The sequence below is a fragment of the Maribacter algarum (ex Zhang et al. 2020) genome, from assembly GCF_005885635.1.
Classification (GTDB): domain Bacteria; phylum Bacteroidota; class Bacteroidia; order Flavobacteriales; family Flavobacteriaceae; genus Maribacter_C; species Maribacter_C algarum.
The window spans coordinates 141,008-166,435 of sequence record NZ_VATY01000003.1 but is presented as its reverse complement, the minus strand read 5'-3'; the positions used below and the strand labels follow the sequence as shown (position 1 = coordinate 166,435).

The following is a 25,428-nucleotide window of genomic DNA, read 5'->3' as shown; positions in this document are numbered from 1 at the left end:
AAGCTATTGAATAATTTAGGGATGAAAAAAGAGGATGCTATTGTTTTCTAAACTATTTTGTTTTCGGAAATTAACGATTCATCAAAAAGGTTTTCAAATCATCATAGGTTTTGATACGAATGGATTTTTTCTCCTTATCCAAAACTTTTTGAATCTGCCCAGGAATTGATAATTTTTCAGGAATCGTTTTTTCGACCACATCTAAAAACTTCACGGGATGTGCTGTTTCTAAGAAGATTCCATAGGTTTCTCGATGTGTTTCATAATACTTCTTCAATCCTAAATAACCAATGGCGCCATGTGGGTCAGCAATGTATTTTGAATCACTATAAATAGCCTTCATAGCATCTCTAGTCTCTTCATCTGAGAAAGTGAATGAAGATAGGTTTTCGGATAAAGCTTCGAAGTTGTCTTGAAATAAATGCCGAATTCTAATAAAGTTGCTTGGGTCGCCAACATCCATAGCATTTGAAATGGTTGCGGTTGAAGGCTTGGGGCGGTATTCACCGGTTTTCATAAAATCAGGAACCGTATCATTCACATTGGTTGCTGCAACAAAGTGTTTGACTGGCATACCTAACTTTTGGGCAACCATTCCGGCACAGATATTCCCAAAATTTCCGCTAGGAACCGAAAACACAATTTCCTTGCTTACAGATTTTGCTTGTTTGTATGCAAATAGGAAATAAAATAGCTGTGGCAACCAGCGTGCAACGTTTATCGAATTTGCTGAAGTTAGCTGCATTTTGCTTAATAGTTCGTCATCTAAAAAAGCTGTCTTGACCATTTTTTGGCAATCGTCAAAAGTACCATCTACTTCTAATGCGGTAATGTTCTGCCCTAGTGTTGTTAATTGTCTTTCTTGAATATCACTAACTTTTCCGCTAGGGTATAAAATAACCACTTTCACTCCTTCAACTCCAAGGAATCCATTTGCTACAGCTCCTCCAGTATCCCCCGAAGTGGCTACTAGCACTGTGACTTCTTTCGTTTCTCCCTCGAAAAAATACCCCAAACAATTTGCCATAAAACGTGCGCCGACATCTTTAAATGCCATTGTGGGACCGTGGAATAACTCAAGTGTCGCGACGTTTTCTTCAATCTCCACAACGGGAAATTCAAAGTCCAGTACATTCCCTAAAATTTCCTTTAATTTCTCATTCGGAATGTCATCGCTAACAAACTGATGAATCGCATTGAATGCAATTTCTTGATTGGAAAGTTCTTCAATATTTTCAAAAAAAGAAGAAGGTAAAGGCGTTATGCTTTCTGGAAAGTATAAACCTCTGTCCGGCGCTATTCCCTTAATCACCGCATCTTTGAAGGATGCTTCAGGTGCTTGTTTATGTAGACTGTAAAAATTCATTTATTCTAATATCTTTATTCCTGAAGAATTGATTTTTGAAACATGTATTTCGTAATCGATTCCGACATTTTTATAAACCTCTTTCATTGAATCTGCGACCTTTCGAGCTATCTTTTCTCTGCGACTTAATGCGAATATCGATGGACCAGAGCCTGAAATCCCACAGCCTAAAGCGCCTGAAGCGATTGCTTCTGATTTCACCTTATCGAATTCGGGAATCAATATGGAGCGAATGGGTTCTACAATATGGTCCTCTAATGAACGCCCAATTAGGTCGTAATCATTTGTGTAAAGCCCAGCTACTAATCCACCTACATTACCCCATTGTTTAATGCCATCTTTCAAGGTAATGTTAGTTTTTAATATTTTTCGGGAATCTGAAGTCTTTACTTCAATCTGGGGATGTATTACGGTCGCGAATAATTCTTCAGGGCTTGGTATAGGAATAATATCCAAGGGCTCATAACTGCGCACCAGTGTAAATCCACCAAATAGGGCAGGGGCTACATTGTCCGCATGTGCTACGCCACTTGCTAAACGCTCACCTTCCATGGCGAACTTCACTAATTCTATGGTTGAAAAGGGTTTGTCTAACAGTTCATTCATGGCCCAGACAGCACCGGTAGAACTTGCTGCGCTACTTCCGATTCCGCTTCCTGCTTTGATGTTTTTATAAATTTCAATTTCGAATCCGTATTGGGAATCGCTAGATTCCAAAAGTGCTAAGCCTGCAACTCCCGCAACGTTTTTAAGAGTCTCCATGGGTAAATCTTGGCCCTGAAGTTTCGTAATACGAATGCCTTTTTCCGATGTTTTTCGGACTACCATTTCATCTCCAACGGAATCTAGAGCAACACCAAGCACGTCAAATCCACAAGAGATGTTGGCTATCGTTGCTGGACAAAATATTTTTATTTCGTTAGGCTTCATTTAGCTTATTATTTCTGTCAGTTCGAGCGGAGTCGAGAACCTTTTTAGTAACGAAGCATCTCGACTCCGCTCGATATGACAGCTGGTTTTAAAAATTTCCGATACGAATGATATCAGCAAAAATACCTGACGCCGTAACATCTGCTCCGGCACCGGCACCTTTTATAATCATAGGTTGATTCGGGTAACGTTCGGTGTAAAACAACACGATATTATCACTTCCTTCCAAATTATAAAAATCATGCCCTTTTGGAATTTCCTGTAGACCAACACTTGCTTTTCCTTCCTCAAATTGCGCTACATACTTTAGTTTACTTTCTTTGGCAACCGCGTCAGTATATAACTTTTGAAAGTCATCTTCATACTTTGCCAAAGAGGCGAAGAAATCATCATTGTTATCGGTGTCTAGACTTTCCTGTGGCAGGAATGATTTGTTTTCAATATCACTAATTTCCAACTGATTTCCACTCTCTCGAGCTAGAATCAAAATCTTCCGCATAACATCAACACCACTCAAATCTATTTTTGGGTCAGGTTCGGTATAACCTTCTTCTTGAGCTTGTTTTACCACATCATGAAACGAAGTTTGGTCATTGAAATTGTTGAATACGAAGTTTAGGCTTCCTGATAAAACAGCTTGAATTTTTAATATTTTATCACCTGAGGCTATCAAATGTTTTAAGGTGTCAATAATAGGTAATCCTGCACCCACATTGGTTTCAAAGAGAAATGGGGCATTATAAGTTCGCGCGAGACTCTTTAATTCTTGATAGTTTGAATATTCCGAAGAACAAGCGATTTTATTACATGTAACAACGGAAATGCTATTACCCAAATACGAGTTGTATGTTGTAGAAACGTCTGCACTTGCAGTGTTATCCACAAAAATACTGTTGCGATAATTGAGCTGATTTACTTTTTCGAAGAAATGTTCTTTATTAGCTTTTTCTCCGGAAGCTAAAGTGTCTTCCCAATTTTTAAGAGGAATTCCGCCATCATCAAAAACCATAGTTCTTGAATTCGATAAGCCAATTACCCGAATGTTTAGTTTTAAATTTTCCTTGAGATATTTCTTCTGTTGACAAACTTGGTTTAAGAATTTAGCCCCTACATTGCCAACTCCCATTACAAAAAGATTGAGTTGTTTTATGTTTTCTTCAAAAAACTCCTCATGTAGAGCGTTCAAGGCCTTCTTTACATCATCTTTTTTGATAACGGCTGAAATGTTTCGCTCTGAAGCACCTTGCGCGATTACGCGTATATTAACATTATTCTTTCCTAGGGTGCTGAACATTTTTCCGCTTAGTCCCTGATGACTTTTCATATTATCACCTACTAGTGCGATAATGGCCAAGTTCTGCTCTGCTATAACGTGTTTAATTTTTCCGCGTTCTATTTCATATTCAAAAGCACTATTTACAATCTGTACCGCTTTATCAATATCATCTGTAGAAATACCAACACAAATAGAATGTTCTGATGAAGCTTGCGTAATCAAAACCACGCTGATTTCTGCTTGAGAAAGCACTTCGAAAAAGCGTTTTGAGATTCCTGGTATACCAACCATGCCTGGACCTTCTAAAGAGAGCAATGCAATATTTTCAACATGGCTTATACCACGAACCGTTTTTCCTTTTTCGTTTTGATTTTTGGTAATTAAGGTCCCTTTATCCTCTGGTTTGAATGTATTTTTTATTTCTATGGATATTCCTTTCGCCAATACCGGTTGAATTGTCGGAGGGTATAATACTTTTGCTCCAAAGTGTGATAATTCCATGGCCTCTTCATAGGAGATATGAGGAATTGCTTTCGCCTGTTTTACCAATTTAGGATTAGCTGTGTACATACCGCTAACGTCAGTCCAGATTTGAAGTATTTCGGCATCCACTGCGGCAGCAATAATAGCCGCAGTGTAATCGGAACCCCCGCGACCAAGCGTTGTAGGGTTTCCACTTTCTGAGGAGGCAACAAAACCTCCCGCTACGATAATTTTATGAGGAGTTTTGGAGAAAAACTTTTTACAGTTTGCATTGGTAATTTTAAAATTTACAGCAGCTTTTTCATTTACTTCATTAGTGATAATGAGCGTTCTACTGTCAACATGGCCGGCGTCTAGTTGCTGATGTTGGAAGTACTCACTAATGATGTATGAAGAAAGCATTTCTCCATAGCTAACAATTTTGTCTGATAGTTGAGGAGTGATCTCTCCAATTAAGAAAGCACCTTCTAGTAAGTCTTCAAGTGTGTTTAATTCACTTTTAATTTTACTCAAAATAGTGCTTTGCGCATGTACAGGAATTAAGCTTTTAACCGTATCTAGATGTCTTGTCTCAATTTCTTTTAGCACCGTTTTATATCCTTCATCTTGTTTTGAAGAAAGGTTTGCAGCATTCAACAAAGTGTCGGTAATTCCACCTAGAGCAGAAACGATTATTATGCAATTATCGGCAGCGCAATTCGCTACGATATCTTTTACTAAGGAAATATTTTGAGCATTGGCAACCGAAGTACCGCCGAATTTTAAGACTTGCATGTCATTGAATTAAAAATGTAATTTTTTGAAAAGGGCCTAAAAAGGCAGACGGACGAAATATATAGCAAATTACCCCATAGGGGTTGTAGCGGCTGTAGTGTACGTAAAGCCATTTGTAATAGAAAAATTAGTTGCTATATCGAATCTCATATCGAGCATTGGTCTAATAAAGTAGTAAAAGTAGTACTTTTGACTGCTTAATCAAATCATCAGTTGAATTTTTATGGATTCGATATTAAATCGGATTTTATAGTATCAATTGTTAGATTTTAGCTTTAATTGCCAACCTAAAATTAAGAATACCATTATGAAGCTTTTCAGTGCCGCACAAATTTATGAAGCCGATAAATTCACAATTGAAAAACAACAGATTTCAAGTGAGATTTTGATGGAACGTTCTGCGGTTCAGATTTTTAATTGGATTCATACGCGAATGCAAGGTGCTCCGGTAAAAATTCACTTGTTTTGTGGCATAGGAAATAATGGAGGAGATGGCATCGCTTTGGCAAGACATTTACAGGAACATGGTTATAATATTGCTGTTTACGTAGTGAATTACAGTAAGAAGCGTTCGAAAGATTTTTTAATCAATTTAGAGCGCTTAAAGGACCGAAAGATTTGGCCTGAATTTTTAGATTCTGATTGCACTATGCCCCTTATTGGGCGAGATGATATAATTGTCGATGCCATTTTCGGTATAGGGCTAAACAGGGCACCTGCACCTTGGGTTGTAAATCTTATGAATCATTTGCAGGAAACTGAAGCGTTTGTGCTTTCTGTGGATATTCCCTCAGGATTATTTACGGATAGAGTTCCTAAAGAAGAGAAAGATGCAATCAAGGCTAACTTTGTATTGAGCTTTCAAACTCCGAAGCTGGTATTTTTTCTTCCGGAGACAGGAAAATATATTGATCAATGGGAAGTGTTGGATATCGGTTTAGACCCTGAATATTTGACAACTACTGAAACCGAATATGATTTAATTGGGAAGCATGATGTGCTACCATTCTATATCCCTAGAAAAAAGTATTCCCACAAAGGAACCTACGGACACGCATTAATATTAGGTGGGAGTAAAGGAAAAATTGGCGCTGTAACACTAGCCTCAAAGGCCTGTTTAAATTCTGGCGCAGGTTTGGTAACGGCATATGTTCCTGAATGTGGCTTAACTTCTCTCCAAACAGCTTTACCAGAGGCAATGGTTCTTACGGGGGGCAAAGATTCCATTTCTAAAATTGAGTTTGATATGGAGCCTTCTGTCATTGGAATTGGAATAGGGCTAGGAACTGCTGAGGATACTGTAAAAGCAATTTCTGACTTTCTTGAGAATAACAAAACACCTTTGGTAATTGATGCTGATGGATTAAATATTCTAGCCAAGAACAAAGACTTATTAAAAAAGTTGCCTGCTCAGACCATTCTGACGCCACATCCAAAAGAGCTTGAAAGACTAATAGGGAAATGGAAAGACGATTTTGATAAACTAAAGAAGACAAAAACCTTTTCTAAAACGAACAATTGCATCATAGTAATAAAGGGGGCACATTCAATTACCGTATATGGTGAAAGAGGTTATATCAACACAACGGGAAACCCCGGTATGGCAACAGCGGGGAGTGGAGATGCCCTTACTGGAATTATATCTGGGTTGGTAGCCCAAGGATATGAGCCTTTAAAAGCAGCGGTTTTTGGAGTGTATCTGCATGGAAAAGCTGGTGATATATCGGTTGAAGAAACTGGTTATCAATCATTGACTGCTTCAAAAATTATCCAGGGTATTGGTAAGGCTTTTATTGATTTGTTCAAAATACCTGAGCCACCGCAGCAGGTTCAATCCGAGGAAGCACAATAGTATTCTTTGAATTACACTTAAGATAGAATAAGAAAGTCCCAAGGTTTAAAACCTTGGGACTTTTAGTTGTTCGCCATTCACAACTTTTATTATTTTCCTCTAATTCTTCTCTTAACCCAGGCCAATGCGTTCTCATATTTAATGAAGAACTTCATTGGCTTCTTGTAGAAAAGTTTCTCTATTTTAAAATTATGCATATCGATTTCCTTTACCGAAACAATGGCAAAGGCCTTTAGGTTATCTAGCCCTCTTAAATAGGTATAAACCGTAGGGTCAATTGCATACGAGTTTTTACGAAGGCTGATATAGCCAAAGTCTTTATTCCTAAAGTGTATTTCTGCAATACCTAAAATTTGATATGCTCTTTCTAAGGTCAGCGTAGCTCCATCTTCAAAAACGGATACCATGTAGTTGTCAAAGACTTGAATCTTTCCAACTTCCAATTGATACTCTCTGACAACAACTGTCTTCTTTGATTGTCCTAACTTCATTTAAATTCGTGTTATAGTGTGTCTCACACGAAAGTAGAGCTACCTGTCACGTTAGGGAAAAATAATAGACCAATAGCGCAAATATCGTTCGTACTGCGTTTTACTGGGGTTGCCTGTGTTTTATTTCTTACTAGGGTACTGATTAGGGACAAAAAAAGGAGCCATTTTAGATGACCCCGTTTGTTCTAATTTCTTACATCTATTAAGCTTCTGAAGACTTTTTGGGCTTCTTTATCTTTATGGTAAGTTCTTCTTTCTTTTTGTCTAAATCCATGTGAATACTATCACCCTCTTCAAGTTTTGAATTCACGATTTCCTCAGCTAAAGAATCTTCAATATACTTCTGAATAGCCCTTTTTAATGGTCTAGCCCCATATTGCTTGTCAAAACCTTTTTCGGCAATATAGTCCTTAGCCGCATCAGTTAGCTTTAAATCGTATCCAATATCCTTGATTCTTGCGAACAGCTTCGCAAGCTCGATATCGATAATTTGATGAATATCTTCTCTTTCTAACGGATTAAATACAATAACATCGTCAATTCTATTCAAGAATTCGGGGGCAAAAGCTTTTTTCAAAGCATTTTCGATAACTCCTTTTTGGTGTGCATCTGCCTGTGACTTTTTTGCTGAGGTTCCGAAACCAACGCCTTGTCCAAAATCCTTCAATTGACGAGCGCCAATATTGGATGTCATAATAATAATGGCATTTCTAAAATCAATTTTTCTACCAAGACTATCTGTTAAATATCCATCATCTAAAACTTGAAGTAGCATATTAAATACATCAGGGTGCGCTTTTTCAACTTCATCCAATAATATAACGGAATAAGGTTTGCGACGCACTTTTTCTGTAAGCTGTCCGCCCTCTTCATAACCAACATACCCAGGAGGTGCACCTACTAATCGTGAAATGGCAAATTTCTCCATGTACTCACTCATATCAATTCTTATAAGCGCATCTTCAGAGTCAAATAATTCCTTAGCTAATACTTTGGCTAACTGTGTTTTACCAACCCCTGTTTGACCTAAAAATATAAAAGAGCCAATAGGTTTATTGGGATCTTTCAATCCCGCTCTATTTCTTTGAATGGCTTTTGCAACCTTAGCAACTGCTTCATCTTGACCAATAACATTTGCCTTGATAAGCTCTGGCAATTCGGCCAATTTATTGCTTTCTGTTTGTGCAATACGATTCACCGGGATACCGCTCATCATCGAAACTACGTCAGCGACATTGTCTTCATTAACGGTTTCCTTGTGCATTTTGCTATCGTCTTCCCATTTCTCTTGAGCAACAGCTAGTTCCTTTTCTAAGCGTTTTTCATCATCGCGAAGCTTTGCAGCCTCTTCATACTTCTGCTTTTTGACAACACTGTTCTTTAATTCTCGAACATCTTCTAATTGCTTTTCAAGCTCAACAATCTGCTTAGGTACATCCATGTTAACTATATGTACACGGGATCCGGCTTCATCTAAGGCATCAATAGCTTTGTCTGGAAGGAAACGATCCGTCATGTACCTGTTCGTCAACTTTACGCAAGCAACAATGGCCTCCTCGGTATAGCTAACGTTATGATGATCTTCGTACTTCTCCTTTATATTTTGAAGAATTTCAATTGTTTCATCAACAGAAGTGGGCTCAACGATCACTTTTTGAAAACGTCGCTCTAAAGCCCCATCTTTTTCAATATACTGTCTATATTCATCTAAAGTTGTAGCACCTATACATTGAATCTCACCTCTTGCTAAGGCGGGCTTAAACATATTGGAGGCATCTAAGCTTCCCGTAGCGCCACCAGCACCAACTATGGTATGAATCTCATCAATAAAAAGAATAACATCATCATTCTTTTCCAATTCATTCATAACGGCTTTCATTCGCTCTTCAAACTGTCCACGGTATTTTGTGCCTGCAACCAAAGAAGCAAGGTCAAGCGTAACAACACGTTTTCCATAAAGAATACGTGAAACTTTTTTATTTATAATCCGTAACGCCAAGCCTTCAGCGATGGCACTTTTTCCCACACCAGGTTCACCAATCAACAACGGATTGTTTTTCTTTCTTCTACTTAAAATTTGAGAAACCCGCTCAATTTCTTTTCCACGGCCGACAACTGGGTCAAGTTTATTCTCCTCCGCCATCGCGGTAAGATCTCGTCCGAAATTATCTAGAACCGGAGTTTTGGATTTCTTGTTCCCTTTTTGACTAGAGGGAGCTCCGAAATTTCCTTCTTTGCCCTCGTTCACATCATCATTGTCACTAGGAAAAGATTCTGAGGTTGGCGCATCAACAATATCGTCGTCGCTTGTAATCATGAATTTGAACTGTTCCTTCACTCCGTCATAATCTACCTTTAACTTATGCAGCAACTTGGTAGTTGGGTCGTTCTCGTTTCGTAAAATACAAAGTAATAAGTGTGCGGTATTTATAGAAGAACTCTGAAAAAGTTTAGCTTCTAAAAAAGTAGTTTTCAAAGCTCGTTCTGCTTGTCTAGTAAGATGCAGGTTTTTTTTATCTTTTTGTACACTTCCTTGATTTGGATTTGAAGGACTTAGAATTTCAACCTTGCGTCGAAGGTGATCTAAGTCGACATCAAGTGCGTCAAGAATGCTAATTGCTTTACCATTTCCATCACGCAACAATCCTAGCATTAAGTGTTCGGTGCCGATAAAATCGTGACCCAGCCTTAGTGCTTCCTCTTTACTGTAAGCAATTACATCTTTTACTCTTGGGGAAAAATTATCATCCATATAACTATGCGTATCAGCATTAAAATTAATAAATCTCAGGCAATCTAAGGCAAATACTGTACCTCAATTCGTTAAAGATGTTCGAAATGACGAAAAAAGGTCTGAATTACAAAATAATTAACATTGTAATTATCAACTAACCACAACGCAGAAAGTGTTAATAAATTGTTGAAGAAACGTTTTGATGTATGCTTTGAAGGGGTCTATTTTACGTATATTGGCATACTTTTTTAACCCATAAAATTTAGTAAAATTTAGAAATGGCAGAAGGCGAAAAATTGATACCGATTAATATCGAAGATGAAATGAAATCTGCCTACATTGATTATTCAATGTCGGTCATTGTGTCACGTGCCCTCCCAGATGTCAGGGATGGACTAAAACCTGTGCACAGAAGGGTGCTGTACGGAATGTACGAACTAGGAGTTCGATCATCAAGTGCTCACAAGAAATCTGCTCGTATTGTTGGTGAAGTTTTAGGTAAGTATCACCCGCATGGAGATACTTCCGTTTACGATTCAATGGTCCGTATGGCACAGGAATGGAGTTTGCGCTACATGCTTGTGGATGGTCAGGGTAACTTTGGTTCGATAGACGGCGATAGTCCGGCGGCAATGCGTTACACAGAAGCCCGTATGCGTAAGATTGCTGATGACATGTTGGCGGATATCGATAAAGATACTGTTGACCACCAACTAAATTTTGATGATTCACTGGAAGAGCCTACGGTGCTTCCGGCAAGAGTTCCGAATTTACTGGTGAATGGAGCATCAGGTATTGCGGTAGGTATGGCGACTAACATGCCTCCTCATAACCTTTCCGAAGTTATTGACGGTACGGTAGCATATATCGAGAATAATGATATTGAAATCGATGAGCTAATTACACATATAAAAGCTCCTGATTTTCCAACAGGAGGTATTATCTATGGATATGACGGCGTAAAAGAAGCTTTTCACACAGGAAGGGGTCGTGTTGTTATGCGCGCTAAAGCTACTTTTGAAGAAGTTCAAGGTCGAGAATGTATCATTGTAACGGAAATACCATATCAGGTCAATAAGGCAGACATGATCAAAAAAACTGCCGATTTGGTCAATGATAAAAAAATAGAAGGCATTTCTAGTATTCGCGATGAATCAGATAGAAAAGGGATGCGTATTGTTTATATTTTGAAGCGTGACGCCGTTCCAAATATCGTTTTAAATACGCTCTTTAAATATACCGCACTACAATCCTCTTTTAGCGTCAATAACATTGCTTTGGTAAAAGGAAGACCGCAACTGCTCAATGTTAAAGAGATGATTCATTATTTTGTGGAACATCGTCATGAAGTTGTTGTTCGCCGTACGAAGTTTGAACTGAAAAAAGCTGAAGATAGAGCTCACATTTTAGAGGGACTAATCATAGCCTCCGATAATATTGATGAAGTAATCAAGATTATCAGAGCTTCTTCTAACGCTGAAGAAGCCAGGGCAAACCTTATAGAACGCTTCAAGCTATCTGAAATTCAAGCCAAGGCGATTGTCGAAATGCGACTACGTCAATTAACAGGACTGGAGCAAGATAAACTTCGTGAAGAGTATGATGAGATAATCAAGACTATTGCCGATTTAAAAGATATCCTTGACCGCAAAGAGCGAAGAATGGATATCATTAAGGAGGAGCTTCTTGAAATCAAAGATAAGTACGGTGATGAACGTCGTTCTGAAATCAACTTTGCAGGCGGTGATTTGAGTATGGAAGATATGATTCCGAATGAGCAGGTGGTAATCACCATTTCTCATGCGGGTTACATTAAAAGGACGCCCCTAACAGAATATAAAACCCAAAATAGAGGAGGAGTTGGTCAAAAAGCTTCTTCCACTCGAAATGAAGATTTCTTAGAACATTTATTCGTTGGTACGAACCATCAGTACATGCTGTTTTTTACACAAAAAGGAAAATGTTTCTGGATGCGGGTTTACGAAATTCCCGAAGGAAGTAAAACTTCTAAAGGTAGGGCGATTCAGAATTTGATAAATATCGACAATACGGATAAGGTAAAAGCTTTCATTTGTACTCAAGATTTGAAGGATGAAGAATATGTAAATAGTCATTATGTAATAATGGCTACCAAAAAAGGAACTGTAAAGAAAACATCTCTTGAGCAGTATTCTAGACCACGTCAAAACGGTATTAACGCTATCGGAATTCGTGAAGATGATGAATTGCTGGAAGCAAAGTTGACTACGGGAACGAGTCAAATTTTCTTAGGCTTGAAATCCGGTAAGGCCATTCGCTTTGAAGAAAGTAAAACGAGACCTATGGGTCGAAATGCTTCCGGTGTACGAGGTATTCGATTGGCAAGTGAAAATGATGAAGTAATAGGAATGGTTTCAGTTCATAATTTCGAGGACGAACTTCTTGTAGTTTCCGAAAATGGATATGGTAAAAGGTCTAGTATTGAAGACTATCGTATCACCAACAGAGGGGGAAAAGGTGTGAAAACAATTTCAATAACCGAGAAGACCGGCAACCTTGTGGCGATTAAAAACGTATCTGATTCAGACGACCTTATGATTATCAACCGATCAGGTATTGCAATCCGTATGTCTGTAGAAGACCTTAGGGTGATGGGGAGAGCTACCCAGGGGGTGAAATTAATCAACATCAAAGGTGATGATTCTATTGCTGCGGTGGCTAAGGTTATGAAGGAAGAAGATGATCTTGACGAAGTGGATATCCTTGATATTGAGGTAACTACCGAAGATGGCACGGCTATTGATAATGGAAGCACGGATGCGACTGAAAATAGCTCCGAAGAAGAATAAAATAATAATCAATAAACTCTAATTTTTAATTAATTCGAAAATGAAAACTAAAATTTTTATACTGGCTGCCATGTCCTTTTCAATGGTTGGTTTAGCTCAGAAAACGGAAATCAAAGCTGCTGAAAAAGCATTAAAAGGCGGTGATGCAATGGCTGCAAAAACCTCTTTGGAAGCTGCATCAGGATCGATTGCGGGAGCAGATGCAAAAATGCAGGCACAATATCACTTTTTGAGAGGTAAGGCTTATGCTGAATTGGCAAAAGGTGGTGATAATGAGGCTTTTTCAGAGGCAGTGGACTCTTTTAAAAAAGTAGTTGAAGTTGAAGAAACAAGTGGTAAAGCAAAGTATACCGATGAAACAAATCAACGATTGGCAGCTGTAGTAGCCGATTTGGTAAATTCTGCGGTAGATGATAACGGCAAAAAGAACTTTAAACAAGCAGCTGAAAAGTTGTACATGAGTTATAAAATTAGCCCCAAGGACACTTCTTATCTGTATTATGCTGCCAGTAGTGCTGTAAATGGTGCTCATTATGAGCAAGCTTTGACCTATTATAATGAGCTGCAAGAAGTGGGTTATGATGGAAGCGCTACGGTTTATAAAGCAACCAATACCGCAAGTGGTGAAGTTGAAATAATGGACAAGGTCCAGAGAGATTTAATGGTTAAGTCTGGAACTTATACCGATCCTCTAGATGAAAAAACACCATCGAAGAGAGCTGAAATAGTAAAGAACACAGCTTTAATCTACGGGCAATTAGGTCAAGATGATAAAGCACTTGAAGCCTATACAAAAGCACGGGCAAGTAATCCTGATGATGTAAACTTAATTCTACAAGAGGCTAATCTTCATTACAAACTTGGTGATAAGGATAAATTCAAGACACTAATGGCCGAAGCTGCTCAGATGGAGCCTGATAATGCCGATTTACATTACAATATTGGTGTAATCAATATGGAACAAGGAAATCTTGAAGAAGCTAGAGCTTCATACATGAAAGCCCTTGCAGCAGACCCTAATTATACCAACGCCCAATTGAACCTTTCTACTACATATGTAAATGAAGGAAATGGATTGATTGATGAAATGAATTCTTTAGGAAATTCAAGAAGCGATATTGCTAGATACGATGAATTAAAGCAAAAGAAAGATGATTTATTTGGTCAAGGCGCAAAAATTCTTGAAGATGCTCTAAAGCAGAATCCTGATAACCAAGGACTTCTTTCACAGTTGAAGAACATTTATGGTGCAATGGGTGACAATGAAAACTTCATGCGCATCAAAAAGTTATTAGGAGAGTAATACACATTCTCTGTTGAAATTAAAACCCCCACTTCATACGGGGGTTTTTTATGCCATTTTTTTAATTACACGAAGTGAGTGGGTATAATTTCTTGTTTCGGCATTGAAGATACCGGTATGGTCCAAACGGTCAATCCTTACTTTTCCAAAAGCGTGAATTATGTAATTGTCTTTCATAATAATACCCACATGGTCAATAATACCCTCTTTGTTGTCAAAAAATGCCAAATCACCTGGCTCACTCTCTTCTATAAAACTTAAGGCTTCACCTTGCACCGATTGTTCGGATGATTTTCTTTTCAAGGAATATCCATTTATTTTGTAAACCATTTGAGTGAAACCAGAACTGTCAACTCCGAAAGGAGTGCGCCCTCCCAACAAAAAGGGAGCATTTAGGTATGTCAAGGCAGTTTGTACAAGATTGAATTTTTCTCTTTTGGAATCTATTGTACTTCCCTCGAAAGTATGTGGGAGCGCCTTAACTTTTTGCACAGAAGAGCCTATTATGATTGGAAGTAGGGTTCCAGAATCTTCGGAAACAAAAGAAATCAGGTCGCTTGAATATTTTACGTTATTAGAGTTCTCTAGTATTTCGTAATCTTTCTCCTCAATGATAACAATTTGGCGATTGCTTACCCACCCTTCAAAGCCATCAAATGCTAAACGAATACGGCTACAGCGTTTGCGATGTTCCAAGATTTTAAAATGCTCTCCGTATAATAATTGAGATACCATTTCTCCAGCATCATCAGCAGTCGCTCGAATTGGAACGACACTCAGGGGGCAAATACCGTATTGCATGGTTTGATAGAGGTATTAGTTTCTTTCCACAACAATTGCAGATGCACCGCCACCTCCATTGCAAATGGCTGCGGCCCCAATTTTGGAATTGTTTTGATCTAAAACATGAAGTAAAGTAACCAAAATCCTGGCTCCAGAACATCCTAATGGATGACCTAGAGAGACGGCACCACCATTTACATTTACATTATCATCTTTAAGTCCCAATAACTTCATATTGGCAAGTCCAACGACCGCAAAGGCCTCATTAAACTCAAAATAATCTACATCATCTATGGATATATTGGCTTTATTCAAAGCCTTCGGAAGCGCCTTAGCGGGAGCTGTAGTAAACCATTTAGGTTCTTGGGCCGCATCGGCGTAACTTTTAATGGTTGCCAAAGGTTCTAGGTTTAGTTCCTTAGCTTTTTCTGCGCTCATAAGCACAAGAGCTGCTGCACCATCATTAATAGTCGAGGCATTGGCCGCGGTTACTGTTCCTTCTTTCGAAAAGGCAGGGCGTAAATTTGGAATCTTTTCCAACTTTACGTTTTTGAATTCCTCATCTTCGGAAACTAATACAGGTTCACCTCTTCGTTGAGGTACTTCGACCGGTATAATTTCATTCTTGAATTTACCTCCATTTGACGCCTCTGCAGATCTTTGGTATGATTGAATGGCGAATTTGTCTTGATCTTCTCTACTAAAATCATGTTCCGTTGCACATGCATCTGCACAAACACCCATGGCATTTTGATCATATACATCCACAAGTCCGTCTTTCTGCATTCCGTCTATCAATGACGCCGGTCCGAATTTTTGACCAGTTCTCAAATGAACATAATGTGGAATCAAACTCATGTTTTCCATGCCGCCTGCAACAATTATCGAGGCATCTCCCAAAGCAATAGCTTGGGCAGCTTGCATTACGGTTTTCATACCAGAAGCACAAACTTTGTTTACCGTAGTACATGGAACACTATCAGGAATACCAGCAAAAATTGCCGCCTGTCTTGCCGGAGCTTGACCTGTACCAGCCTGTACAACATTGCCCATTAGAACTTCCTCTACCATATCAGGGGCCAATCCAATTTTGTCTAATGCTCCTTTAATGGCAATTGCTCCTAATTTAGGGGCCGGAATAGTTGACAACATACCCATGAAACTCCCTATTGGCGTTCGTACGGCTGATACAATTACTACTTCTTTCATGTTACAAATTCGTTTATTTCTTTGGCTGCAAAAATACGAATTTTAAGCTGATATAGCTCCTTGGAAATGAATGCTTTTTAAGGCTTGTGAGGACTCTATTGAAGCCTTTATTAAAAATGCAGGGCCGCCGAAAGTTCCCTTAGCTTATTATTTTCTATTTTTGAGAACAGATATCTTCTCTATGAGCAAATCGTTGGATACCTTGTACAAGAACCAATCCCGCATTTATAAATATTTTTTATACGGTGTATCCTTATTTCTTATTGTTTTTTTCTTTCCGAAGGGTGGACAGTTTAAGTATGAATTCCAGAAAGGAAAACCGTGGCAGTATGAAAACCTCTATGCACCTTTTGATTTTTCCATAAGTAAGGATAAAGCCGAAATACTAGATGAAGAGCAGCGTATAAAAAGTAATCGAATTGATTACTATCAATATGATTCTGGAATAAAGTCTAAGGTCTATGAACAATTTGAAGCAAACTTTCCTTCTGTATTTTCTTCAGATGCTTACAGCGAAAATCAATTAAGGACACTATCTCAAACCGGTAGGTCGATTCTTGATGAAATTTACGAGAATGGAATTGTAAAAAAGACGGTATCCAAGAACCCCAAGAATAACGTTTACCTAATTAAGAACAATGAGGCAAGTGAAATACCTGCAGGTGAACTATATAGTGTGCAGGATGTAGAGGGTATAGTAAACGAGACATTGCGAAAAAGTGGCTTGATAACTTTTAAGGCGGCTTATCAAGAGCTGTTTTTCAACCTGACAACTCCAAACGTTCGCTATGACGAAGACCTTTCTACTAAAGCATTGAATGATGAACTTTCAAAAATTTCATATACCCGCGGTACGGTTGATGAAGGTAAGTTGATTATCGCCAGGGGTGAGGTTGTTGAAGCGGAAAACTTCAAAGTTTTAAATTCGTTGAAGGGGGAATATGAATCTGAACTATGGACGGCGAAAAGTCAGTATTTCATCCTCTTCGGATATGCTATTTTGGTAGCTTTAGTCTTAATGATGCTGCTATTGTTTTTAAAGAAATATCGACCAAAAATCTATGAAAACAATACGAAGGTCACTTTTATTTTTTTCAATGTTCTTTTGATGGTTTTTGTAACCACAATAGTGGTGAAGTATGACGAAGCTTATGTTTTTGTGGTCCCTTTATGTATACTTCCTTTACTGTTAAAAACCTTTTTCGATGCGCGGCTAGGACTTTTTGTACATGTACTGACCGTTTTGATTCTTGGGTTTGTTGTGCCCAATAGTTTTGAATATATTTTTCTACAAATTATCGCAGGTATTGTTACCATACTTACTGTTTCTGAGTTGTACAAAAGGGCAAATCTTTTTATCTCTGTCGGACAAATAACGCTCATCTACATTGTTGGATATCTGGCTTTTCATATTATTCATGAAGGGAATTTGGAAAACATAGTTTGGTTTACATTGGGTCTATTTTTACTAAATGGAATGATAACGCTCTTCGTTCAGCCCTTAATTTATATTTATGAGAAAGTATTCGGCTTAGTCTCGGACGTTTCTCTGTTAGAACTTTCTGATACAAACTCTAAATTATTAAAGGAGCTTTCAAATAAAGCTCCAGGTACCTTTCATCATTCATTACAAGTATCCAATTTGGCGGAAGCTGCTGCAAATGAAATAGGTGCGAATGCTATGTTGGTTAGAGTAGGGGCCTTGTATCATGATATTGGTAAAATGTTGAATCCCACTTACTTTACAGAGAATCAAATTACCAATGTAAATCCGCATGACGAGTTGTCGCCAAAAGATAGCGCAAGGATTATTCTAGATCATGTTATTGGCGGAATTGAATTGGCTCGTAAAAATAATTTACCAGACAGGGTCATAGACTTTATAAGGTCGCATCACGGGACAACCTTGGTTTATTATTTTTTTAAGAAACAGCAAGAAATCGACCCAGAAGCAAATGCTGATGATTTTAGATATCCAGGTCCAACACCATTTTCAAAGGAAACGGCAATTTTGATGATGGCGGATTCTGTTGAGGCGGCGTCTAAGAGTTTAAAAAATCCAACCTTCCTTATTATTGATGAATTTGTAGATAAGATAATCGCTGGTCAAATGGCAGCAAATCAGTTTTTGAATGCAGACATTACGTTTAAGGAGATTGAATCGATTAAGAAAATATTCAAGCAAAAGTTGACTAATATTTATCATTTAAGAGTGGAGTATCCTGAATGATTGTAAATTCCATTAGGTTGGAATAATTTTTGCGGCTAAATTCTAAGGATAAAACACTTGAGAGTCATGAGAATAACCATACTTAAATTAGCCGTCGCCCTACTTTTTTATTGCCCATACCTTTTGGCACAGGGAAATTCTGCAAAAGAATACTCCATTAATAAATTGAAACAGACCGCAATTCAAGATGCCAGTATACGAGATTCATTGTTTTTATGGCAAGAACGAGTGGTCCTACATACTGATAAATCTTTAGTGGTAAAAGATGAACCTTTGTTTTTCAAAGCCTACATGTTAACTGGGCCTAATCGCCTCAGAGTGAATGCAAGCAATGTTCTAATAGTTGATTTGGTCGATTCAAGTGGTGAAGCGATTCTTACCCAGTATCATGGCATTAAATCTGGTGCAACCAGCGGTTCATTGGATATACCCAAGAAGTTAGCTGATGGGAATTACTTTATAAGAGCCTATACCAGATGGATGAAAAATTATGGAGAATCTTTTTATTATTCGAAGCGTTTGGTCATTTCCGGCGACAAAAAAGAGCTTTCGGATGATTCTTCTCCAGCGTTTAAAGTAACTTTTCATCCGGAAGGGGGACATTTATTTAATTCATTAGCCAATAGAGTAGTAATAAAAGCAGTGACCGAAAATGGCACTCCAGCAAAACTTCAAGGTACTATTGTAAGTGAAAGCGGGAGTATAAGCATGCCTATTTCAAAGTATGACTCCGGCTTATTTTCGGCAACTTTTACGCCAAGGGCTAATGAAGTGTATCAACTAACAACTTCTGATGGCCGCACCTTCAATTTACCAAGGGCAGTGGATGAAGGTTATCAGCTGAGTGTTAATAATCTAGATTCCTCAAAGATTATCATCATTATTAAGCCAACTAAAACTTCCAAGAGCAATGTGCTTCATTTGAAAGGCGAAATGGCAGGTGTAACTTATTTCAAAAAGAATTTGAAAGTTGACGAAGGCGAAGTAAAGTTGGATATTCTAAAAAATGATATTCCCCACGGAATAATGAAAATTTCCCTATTCGATGAAAATCGAGAATGGGCTTCACGATTTATAAATATTGAAGGGTATAATCGGTTAAATCTTGAAATTTTTCCACTGGAGAGGAATGAGGAGGAAAATGGAATAGCTATAAAGTTGCTGGTGAAGGATAATTTGGGTAATCCGGTAGAGACCGAACTTTCTTTAAGTGCAAGAAGTCTTCGAAATGAGAGTCCATTTCTAAACGAGCAATTTCAAGAAGAACACTTTTGGGCTACGAGTTCAAAAAGTAGGAATAGAGAAGTCAGGTTCTTAAATGATATACGAATGATAGCAGCGGATACTGCATCTTTTGATTTTAGTTCAACTTTTTCCGAACAAAAAATTCAGTATCCCTTTCAAAAAGGGTTGGAGCTATACGGCTATGCCTACGATTTGAACAACACTCTGCTAAAAAACAAAGAAGTTCAAGTCATTTCTGGGGGGAAAGAGAATGTTTTAGTGAAGGAAGAGAAGACGGATGACAATGGTATGTTGCGACTTACAGATTTGAATTTAACTGGTGAAAATGAAATGGTTTTTAGAACCAAGGGAGATGATTCAAAGTCTCGTCTGGTGAAATTTTCACAAATTGAAAATCCTACTGAAGATAGCAAGGAAATCAATAAAAGAACGAATAGAAAAAGGGACAGCAAGAAACCATTGCAACCATCTGTTTGGCAACCAATTGACACAACTGGTTTGATTGAACTTGATGAGGTAGATGTCAAGGAAGGTAGAATTAAAAAACGCGCTTCAGCTCCTGTATATGGAATCAAAGCTCGTCAAGGAAGAGTAGTTATTCAAGATCCAAAGAGACCTAAATCAATTTTTGAGCTTCTTATTAAAATACCAGGTATAACTGTTTCGGGTAATCCAAATAGTCCTAACATTGGATCTTCAGGAGAAATTTTCGGGAATGCTCCAACCCAATCTGGTTCGACACTTGATCAACCAGGACCATTATGGGTCGTTGATGGAATGATGTTGGAAAATTCAAATGTTTTTCAGACTTCTTGGGGTTTGACTGAAAACGATATTGAAAGAATTGAGTTCATTAGCCCCTATAATTCAGATGCATCCATGTGGGGGTCTAGGGCCGATAAAGGTGTTTTTTTAATTTATACTCGAAACGGATCTGATATTGATTATGTCTCCAGAAAAGAGGGTCAGTTTACCTTTAAGGGTTACCACAAATCGATAGGATATGATTCTTATAATCGCAAACTTCTTAAAAGATCTAGAAAAGATCAGGTTTCCCTATTTTGGGATCCGAACGTTAAAACAGATGAAAATGGTGAGGCCATCGTAAGATTTAAGACTCCACCTAATTTTGATAACATTATGGTAAATGCCAAAACGATAACTGAGAAGGGAGAAATTGGTAGTGGAAAAGCCATTATCAGAGTCATCGAGTAGTTGCCTTATTGACTATGTATAAATGGCGTTTTAAGTTGATTTTCAAAAACCGCAATATTAAAAAAATTAATGAAAAAATTGTTGCGTTCTCGAATAGTATAAAGTACATTTGCATCCGCATTTTATGCGATAGTTCATTGAAGATATTTAGGAGAGGTGCCTGAGTGGCCGAAAGGAGCGGTTTGCTAAATCGTCGTACCCTAACAAGGGTACCCAGGGTTCGAATCCCTGTCTCTCCGCAAGAGTCTGTGTGAGAGTACAGCAATACCATTTTCTATTTTTTGGAATCTGGTATTTATTTTTGAAATTTTTATGCTACGGGGTGTAGCGTAGCCCGGTTATCGCGCCGCGTTTGGGACGCGGAGGTCGCAGGTTCGAATCCTGCCACCCCGACAAAAGTGGTATTTTTAAATACCATCTTTTTACTAAACAAATGAAAATCAAGGAATTACATTTTCCTTGATTTCATTTGAATAGTTTTAGAATCATATTTGAAGGTGTCCTATTAGGTGTCCTATTGATAAATATCAATTTTGTATCTTACACCTAGATTGTCGCAATTGATCTTCACAGCGATTTGACTTTCGTTTAACGGAATTAATAACTCTAAAACGAAAGTGATGAAAACAGTACACACTTTTAGCGTAGTATTTTGGTTAAAGAAGCGTTCCACTAGAAAGGATGGCACTATTCCTATTTATGCGCGAATTACAGTTGATGGCATCCGTTCCGATGTCAGCACAAAACATTCTGTATTACAATCCTATTGGTCTTATGATACAGGTAGAGTAAAAACTAAGGTAAATGGAGCGAAGTCCATAAACGATGACTTGATGGAAGTTTACCAAGATATTACCCAGGGTAAAAAAGAGCTTCTAGAAGAAGGCAGGATCCTTACCGCACAGTCTGTAAAATTGAGATATCTCGGTCAGGACGTACCTTTACGAACACTCAAGGACTTGCTTCAATATCATAAGGATAATGAAGTACAGAAGTTGGAGGCTGGTACGGCCAAGAATTATGGTGCCACGGAAAAATACTTGTTATTGTTTATCAAAAAGAAGTATAAGGCTTCGAATGTGCACTTGGGCCACATCAATTATTCCTTCGTTCTTAGTTTTGAGAACTACCTTCGGAATTGTAAACCGTTAAAGGCCTCTCAACCATTGACTAATAATGGTATTATGAAGCATATGGAACGGTTGAAAAAGATGACGACTATAGCATTTAAATTGGATTGCATCAAGAAAGACCCTTTTGCGTTTTTCCGTGCAAACTTCAACAGGTATGATAGACCTTTCCTGAGTATCGAGGAATTGAAATTGATGGAAAGTCTTTCTTTGAAAGACATTGGACTTGGATATGTTAGGGATGTTTTCGTCTTTGCATGCTATACGGGCCTATCCTACATAGATGCAAAGCAACTTAAACCTGAACACGTTGTTCTTGGGATGGACGGGGATGATTGGATATTCACACGCAGGGAAAAAAGTGAGACATTCGTAAAGATTCCATTATTGGAAAAGGCCAAGGTCATACTGAACAAATATGCGGATAAACTTTACGGGAAGAATGAAGACTTGCTTTTACCTGTTTATTCTAATCAGAAATGTAATAAATATTTGAAGGTCTTAGCTTCCAAGTGTGGAATAGACAAGAATCTTTCTTTTCACTGTGCAAGACATACTTTCGCAACATCCGTTACTTTGGCCAATGGTGTTCCAATAGAAACCGTATCTAAATTACTTGGTCACAAGAAACTTTCGACCACTCAGATCTATGCCAGAGTATTGGAAAAGAAGATTAGTGCAGATATTTCGGACCTCAAAGTAAAACTTAAATCCACGGAAAGAAAAGTTGCGTAAAGCGTGTTTTTTTGAAGATTACGAAATTTTGATAAACAAAATGTGTTAAGATCGTTCGATTTTGGTTCCGTGCGTTTTGTTTCCAATATGTTTATCCTTGAAGGTCAAATTGCGAGAAAAGGCTGAAATCAAGCTACATTTTTGATTCAGCCTTTTTTAATGGAGTTTCATTCATTACAAAACCACTTGACTAACCCTACCCTTAGTTTCCCTAATTACAGTTTGAATTTTTAAGCTGGTTCAAGTATATTTTGGAGTTGTCGATAATGAAGGCATGATTTTTGGGGTTTGATATTCTCGAAGAAATTCAAATTTCTAATTCAATACTCGTCTACGCGAATCCCCATTCCTACAATGAACGATGGTGTTAACTGTTGTCAAAATTAGGGGATATGGAAAGAGTATTACTTTCAGAAAAGTTATTAGAAGAATTAAACGTCCTTGAAAACACAATTTCAGAGGTCATTAAAAAATGTGACCTATCCATCACGAAATGCAGAGACGTTATCTATCGGTTCAAAAAACAGATTTCAAGCTTCAAGTTTAAAAATACCGATGCCGAAATCCACTTCTTTAAATACATCAAACAAGTTCCCTTGTCCAATTTGGTGTACTATTCGGAACTGCGTTCATTTGAAATTCAATTTCCAGTTGGTAACCAAGATGTCCAAAAAGAGTATATACAGAAAAAGATGGATAAGATCAATCGATTCTTCAGATACAATCTTGACTTTACGCAATACATTGAACAGGAAAAGAACCACTTAGATGAGAATTACTTTACTAGGGCAAATTTTCGAGATGTAAATATTACTTATTCGAGACACTATTATCGTGATAAGGATTTCAGTACATCCCACGATTTATTGTTAGCTAAGTTATTTGCAAATAAGAGGTTGATAGAATACTTGCAAAAGCGCCTTGCAAAAATTGATTCTGACTGTCCACCATGCGATGAATGTTCTGAGAGTGAATTGAGATGGACATTTTCAAATACCGCTTATGTTGAACTCATATACGCTTTGGTAAGTGTAGGAGCGGTAAATGATGGTAAGATTGAGATTTCGATAATCGATAGAGCTCTTTGTAGGGTTTTTAACCATGACTCTGGAGATATTTATAAAATCTACTCCGAAATTCGTCGAAGGAAAAAAAGCCGGGCCAAATTCATGGAAGACCTTACAAGAGGGTTGGAAGACAGAATGGACAGTGCTGACGCGGGATAGGTTATCCGAGGATAATACTTTCTCTAAAAATGTTAAAATTTGACCAGAGGTCAGGTGTACTGTTGAATTTTCTCCATTGTTTATAATCAAATTTGTTTAAAGGGATACAAAATAATTCACCGAATAGAAATTGATTCCCAGTAGATTAATTCTAATGTAAACAAATGGGTTATGGCAGCAAATATCATTACTACAGAAGATTTAGAGGAGTTCAGAATTAAACTGCTCAACGAAATCAAAGAATTACTTGCAACACATGGTAGGGTAGGAATCGATCATTGGATCAAGTCGGGACAGGTAATGAACAAACTTGAAATAAGTCCTGGTACCCTTCAAAATTTCAGGATAAACGGAACCATCCCCTTTTCAAAACTTGGCGGTATCATCTACTACGATGAGGAAAAGATTAATGAGATTCTAGAGAACAATGAGATTGACTTTAAAAGAAATGCGGCATGAAAATAGCGACCTTTAATATTCAAAATCTATTCCACAGACATACCGAAATGGTGGAGTTGGAATATGAAATCAAATCCGAAATTTGGAAAGAAGAGTTTGAGATTCTAATGCTAAAAGCAGAGCGGACGGAGGAAAATTATATTCGCATGCGAGAATTGGCAAATCTTTTAGGCTTTCATAGCACCTCGTACGAACCATATTTATCGATGTTGAATTTCGACGGAAGCTTGCACGTCAAATCTTCAATGAAAGTTATGGAGACGCGAGCATCATACATGACCGATTGGAACGGTTGGACAAAGCTTAGATCGGTACCCATATCCAAGAACTCAATAATCAATAAAGCAAAAGTCATAAGTGAGGTCGATCCTGATATTATTTTAATGCAACAAGTCGAAAACAGGGAATCACTTATCCAGTTTCATAATTCATTCTTTAAAGAGAATCAAAGCTCAAATTATGAAGAGATTATGCACCTTCAGGGAAATGACGGTAAGGGTTTAGGTATGGGCATCCTTTTAAAGAAAGGTTATCATTTAAAATCCCTGAAATCCTTTTCAAATGAAAGGGATACGGATGGCAGCTTACTCTTTAATACAGATTTTCAGCAATACAAAATTAAAACCCCTGAAAACAAAACATTGTATTTGCTTTGTTGTCAGCTAGAAGGTGAAAACGCATCTGACACCTTACGAAAAAAGCAGGCTAAAAAGGTAGCCGAAGTGTATACCGACCTACTTTCAAAAGGAATTGAAAATATTGTTATCGCAGGTACCTTAAATGCTCCTTCCTATGCCGATTGTATTTCTCCCATTATGGAATCAGGAGTTTCAGACGTTGTTAAGCATCAATCTTTTGATGTAATGGCGGATTCAGGAAAAGATGCAGGCTATTATCGAATGGGGGCTTATCGAATGGGTGTCAACATTAAGCAAAAAGACTACCTATTGGTTTCTCCTATTTTGTATGATAAAATAAACACGTGTGGCATGAACAGAAAGGGTATGTGGCCGTTGAATAAACCGGAATGGGAAACTTATGAAACTGTAGAGAAAGAAAAAGATGCGGCAAGCGACCATCCCTTATTATGGGCTGATTTCAAATTAGAAGATTCGATTCGGCTATATAAAAAAAGTGCATAAAGCATGAATGCTTTAAA

16 protein-coding genes and 2 tRNA genes are annotated in these 25,428 nt (G+C 37.9%); 11 read left to right on the top strand and 7 right to left on the bottom strand.

Features of this window, described 5'->3' with window-relative positions; genetic code table 11:
- Nucleotides 1–70: 70 nt before the first annotated feature.
- The 3 genes from thrC to thrA all read right to left on the bottom strand — a co-directional run bounded on the left by thrC (nt 71) and on the right by thrA (nt 4,829).
- Nucleotides 71–1,366 (bottom strand): threonine synthase, encoded by a 1,296-nt coding sequence (gene thrC / locus FEE95_RS14530; protein WP_138658731.1) that lies wholly within the window; start codon nt 1,364–1,366, stop codon nt 71–73.
- Nucleotides 1,367–2,296, bottom strand: coding sequence for a homoserine kinase (locus FEE95_RS14525; protein ID WP_138658730.1), 930 nt, complete (start codon nt 2,294–2,296; stop codon nt 1,367–1,369).
- Nucleotides 2,297–2,384: 88 nt separating this feature from the next.
- Nucleotides 2,385–4,829 carry a bifunctional aspartate kinase/homoserine dehydrogenase I gene (thrA, locus tag FEE95_RS14520; protein WP_138658729.1) on the bottom strand — a complete coding sequence of 815 codons (2,445 nt, stop codon included), beginning with the start codon at nt 4,827–4,829 and terminating at the stop codon, nt 2,385–2,387.
- A 307-nt stretch (nt 4,830–5,136) separates the two neighbouring features.
- Here thrA and FEE95_RS14515 point away from each other — a divergent pair, with 307 nt between their 5' ends.
- Nucleotides 5,137–6,681 carry an NAD(P)H-hydrate dehydratase gene (locus FEE95_RS14515; RefSeq protein WP_138658728.1) on the top strand — a complete coding sequence of 515 codons (1,545 nt, stop codon included), beginning with the start codon at nt 5,137–5,139 and terminating at the stop codon, nt 6,679–6,681.
- An 89-nt stretch (nt 6,682–6,770) separates the two neighbouring features.
- Here FEE95_RS14515 and FEE95_RS14510 read toward each other — a convergent pair whose 3' ends face one another.
- A complete protein-coding gene (locus FEE95_RS14510) occupies nt 6,771–7,172 on the bottom strand; it encodes an STAS/SEC14 domain-containing protein (RefSeq protein ID WP_138658727.1) in 402 nt (133 codons plus the stop codon).
- A gap of 202 nt (nt 7,173–7,374) precedes the next feature.
- Complete coding sequence (locus FEE95_RS14505) at nt 7,375–9,924, bottom strand: ATP-dependent Clp protease ATP-binding subunit (RefSeq protein ID WP_138658726.1); 2,550 nt, start codon at nt 9,922–9,924, stop codon at nt 7,375–7,377.
- A 260-nt stretch (nt 9,925–10,184) separates the two neighbouring features.
- On the opposite strand from FEE95_RS14505, the gene gyrA reads away from it, so the two are divergent.
- The gene (gene gyrA, locus FEE95_RS14500) at nt 10,185–12,734 is read left to right on the top strand and encodes a DNA gyrase subunit A (RefSeq protein WP_138658725.1); all 2,550 of its coding nucleotides are present in this window, start codon (nt 10,185–10,187) and stop codon (nt 12,732–12,734) included.
- A gap of 40 nt (nt 12,735–12,774) precedes the next feature.
- Complete coding sequence (locus FEE95_RS14495; protein WP_138658724.1) at nt 12,775–14,037, top strand: tetratricopeptide repeat protein; 1,263 nt, start codon at nt 12,775–12,777, stop codon at nt 14,035–14,037.
- Nucleotides 14,038–14,085: 48 nt separating this feature from the next.
- On the opposite strand, the gene FEE95_RS14490 is transcribed toward FEE95_RS14495, so the two are convergent.
- Nucleotides 14,086–14,838, bottom strand: a complete 753-nt coding sequence (locus FEE95_RS14490; RefSeq protein WP_138658723.1) for a C40 family peptidase — start codon at nt 14,836–14,838, stop codon at nt 14,086–14,088.
- A gap of 15 nt (nt 14,839–14,853) precedes the next feature.
- Nucleotides 14,854–16,029 (bottom strand): acetyl-CoA C-acyltransferase, encoded by a 1,176-nt coding sequence (locus FEE95_RS14485; protein WP_138658722.1) that lies wholly within the window; start codon nt 16,027–16,029, stop codon nt 14,854–14,856.
- 181 nt (nt 16,030–16,210) lie between these two features.
- Between FEE95_RS14485 and FEE95_RS14480 the strand changes: the two genes are divergently transcribed.
- The 8 genes from FEE95_RS14480 (at nt 16,211) to FEE95_RS14445 (ending at nt 25,411) form a co-directional block, all read left to right on the top strand.
- On the top strand, nt 16,211–18,259 hold the full coding sequence (locus tag FEE95_RS14480) for an HD family phosphohydrolase (RefSeq protein WP_138658721.1): 2,049 nt from the start codon (nt 16,211–16,213) through the stop codon (nt 18,257–18,259).
- Nucleotides 18,260–18,325: 66 nt separating this feature from the next.
- Nucleotides 18,326–20,719 carry a TonB-dependent receptor gene (locus tag FEE95_RS14475; RefSeq protein WP_138658720.1) on the top strand — a complete coding sequence of 798 codons (2,394 nt, stop codon included), beginning with the start codon at nt 18,326–18,328 and terminating at the stop codon, nt 20,717–20,719.
- A 150-nt stretch (nt 20,720–20,869) separates the two neighbouring features.
- Nucleotides 20,870–20,958: transfer RNA gene (locus FEE95_RS14470), tRNA-Ser, on the top strand.
- 79 nt (nt 20,959–21,037) lie between these two features.
- Nucleotides 21,038–21,112, top strand: a tRNA-Pro gene (locus FEE95_RS14465).
- A gap of 227 nt (nt 21,113–21,339) precedes the next feature.
- Nucleotides 21,340–22,584, top strand: coding sequence for a site-specific integrase (locus tag FEE95_RS14460; protein WP_138658719.1), 1,245 nt, complete (start codon nt 21,340–21,342; stop codon nt 22,582–22,584).
- 392 nt (nt 22,585–22,976) lie between these two features.
- Nucleotides 22,977–23,810 carry an RteC domain-containing protein gene (locus FEE95_RS14455; protein ID WP_138658718.1) on the top strand — a complete coding sequence of 278 codons (834 nt, stop codon included), beginning with the start codon at nt 22,977–22,979 and terminating at the stop codon, nt 23,808–23,810.
- 171 nt (nt 23,811–23,981) lie between these two features.
- On the top strand, nt 23,982–24,269 hold the full coding sequence (locus tag FEE95_RS14450) for a helix-turn-helix domain-containing protein (protein WP_138658717.1): 288 nt from the start codon (nt 23,982–23,984) through the stop codon (nt 24,267–24,269).
- Nucleotides 24,266–25,411 (top strand): exonuclease/endonuclease/phosphatase family protein, encoded by a 1,146-nt coding sequence (locus tag FEE95_RS14445; RefSeq protein WP_138658716.1) that lies wholly within the window; start codon nt 24,266–24,268, stop codon nt 25,409–25,411. The genes FEE95_RS14450 and FEE95_RS14445 overlap by 4 nt, the downstream gene beginning before the upstream one ends.
- Nucleotides 25,412–25,428 lie beyond the last annotated feature (17 nt).

Bases quoted from the DNA above. Each gene is read 5' to 3' on its own strand.
- FEE95_RS14515 (WP_138658728.1), top strand. From the start codon at position 5,137: ATGAAGCTTTTCAGTGCCGCACAAATTTATGAAGCCGATAAATTCACA.
- thrC (WP_138658731.1), bottom strand. From the start codon at position 1,366: ATGAATTTTTACAGTCTACATAAACAAGCACCTGAAGCATCCTTCAAA.
- FEE95_RS14445 (WP_138658716.1), top strand. From the start codon at position 24,266: ATGAAAATAGCGACCTTTAATATTCAAAATCTATTCCACAGACATACC.
- FEE95_RS14505 (WP_138658726.1), bottom strand. From the start codon at position 9,924: ATGGATGATAATTTTTCCCCAAGAGTAAAAGATGTAATTGCTTACAGT.
- FEE95_RS14525 (WP_138658730.1), bottom strand. From the start codon at position 2,296: ATGAAGCCTAACGAAATAAAAATATTTTGTCCAGCAACGATAGCCAAC.
- FEE95_RS14510 (WP_138658727.1), bottom strand. From the start codon at position 7,172: ATGAAGTTAGGACAATCAAAGAAGACAGTTGTTGTCAGAGAGTATCAA.
- FEE95_RS14450 (WP_138658717.1), top strand. From the start codon at position 23,982: ATGGCAGCAAATATCATTACTACAGAAGATTTAGAGGAGTTCAGAATT.
- FEE95_RS14490 (WP_138658723.1), bottom strand. From the start codon at position 14,838: ATGCAATACGGTATTTGCCCCCTGAGTGTCGTTCCAATTCGAGCGACT.
- FEE95_RS14460 (WP_138658719.1), top strand. From the start codon at position 21,340: ATGAAAACAGTACACACTTTTAGCGTAGTATTTTGGTTAAAGAAGCGT.
- gyrA (WP_138658725.1), top strand. From the start codon at position 10,185: ATGGCAGAAGGCGAAAAATTGATACCGATTAATATCGAAGATGAAATG.
- FEE95_RS14485 (WP_138658722.1), bottom strand. From the start codon at position 16,029: ATGAAAGAAGTAGTAATTGTATCAGCCGTACGAACGCCAATAGGGAGT.
- FEE95_RS14495 (WP_138658724.1), top strand. From the start codon at position 12,775: ATGAAAACTAAAATTTTTATACTGGCTGCCATGTCCTTTTCAATGGTT.
- FEE95_RS14475 (WP_138658720.1), top strand. From the start codon at position 18,326: ATGAGAATAACCATACTTAAATTAGCCGTCGCCCTACTTTTTTATTGC.
- FEE95_RS14480 (WP_138658721.1), top strand. From the start codon at position 16,211: ATGAGCAAATCGTTGGATACCTTGTACAAGAACCAATCCCGCATTTAT.
- thrA (WP_138658729.1), bottom strand. From the start codon at position 4,829: ATGCAAGTCTTAAAATTCGGCGGTACTTCGGTTGCCAATGCTCAAAAT.
- FEE95_RS14455 (WP_138658718.1), top strand. From the start codon at position 22,977: ATGGAAAGAGTATTACTTTCAGAAAAGTTATTAGAAGAATTAAACGTC.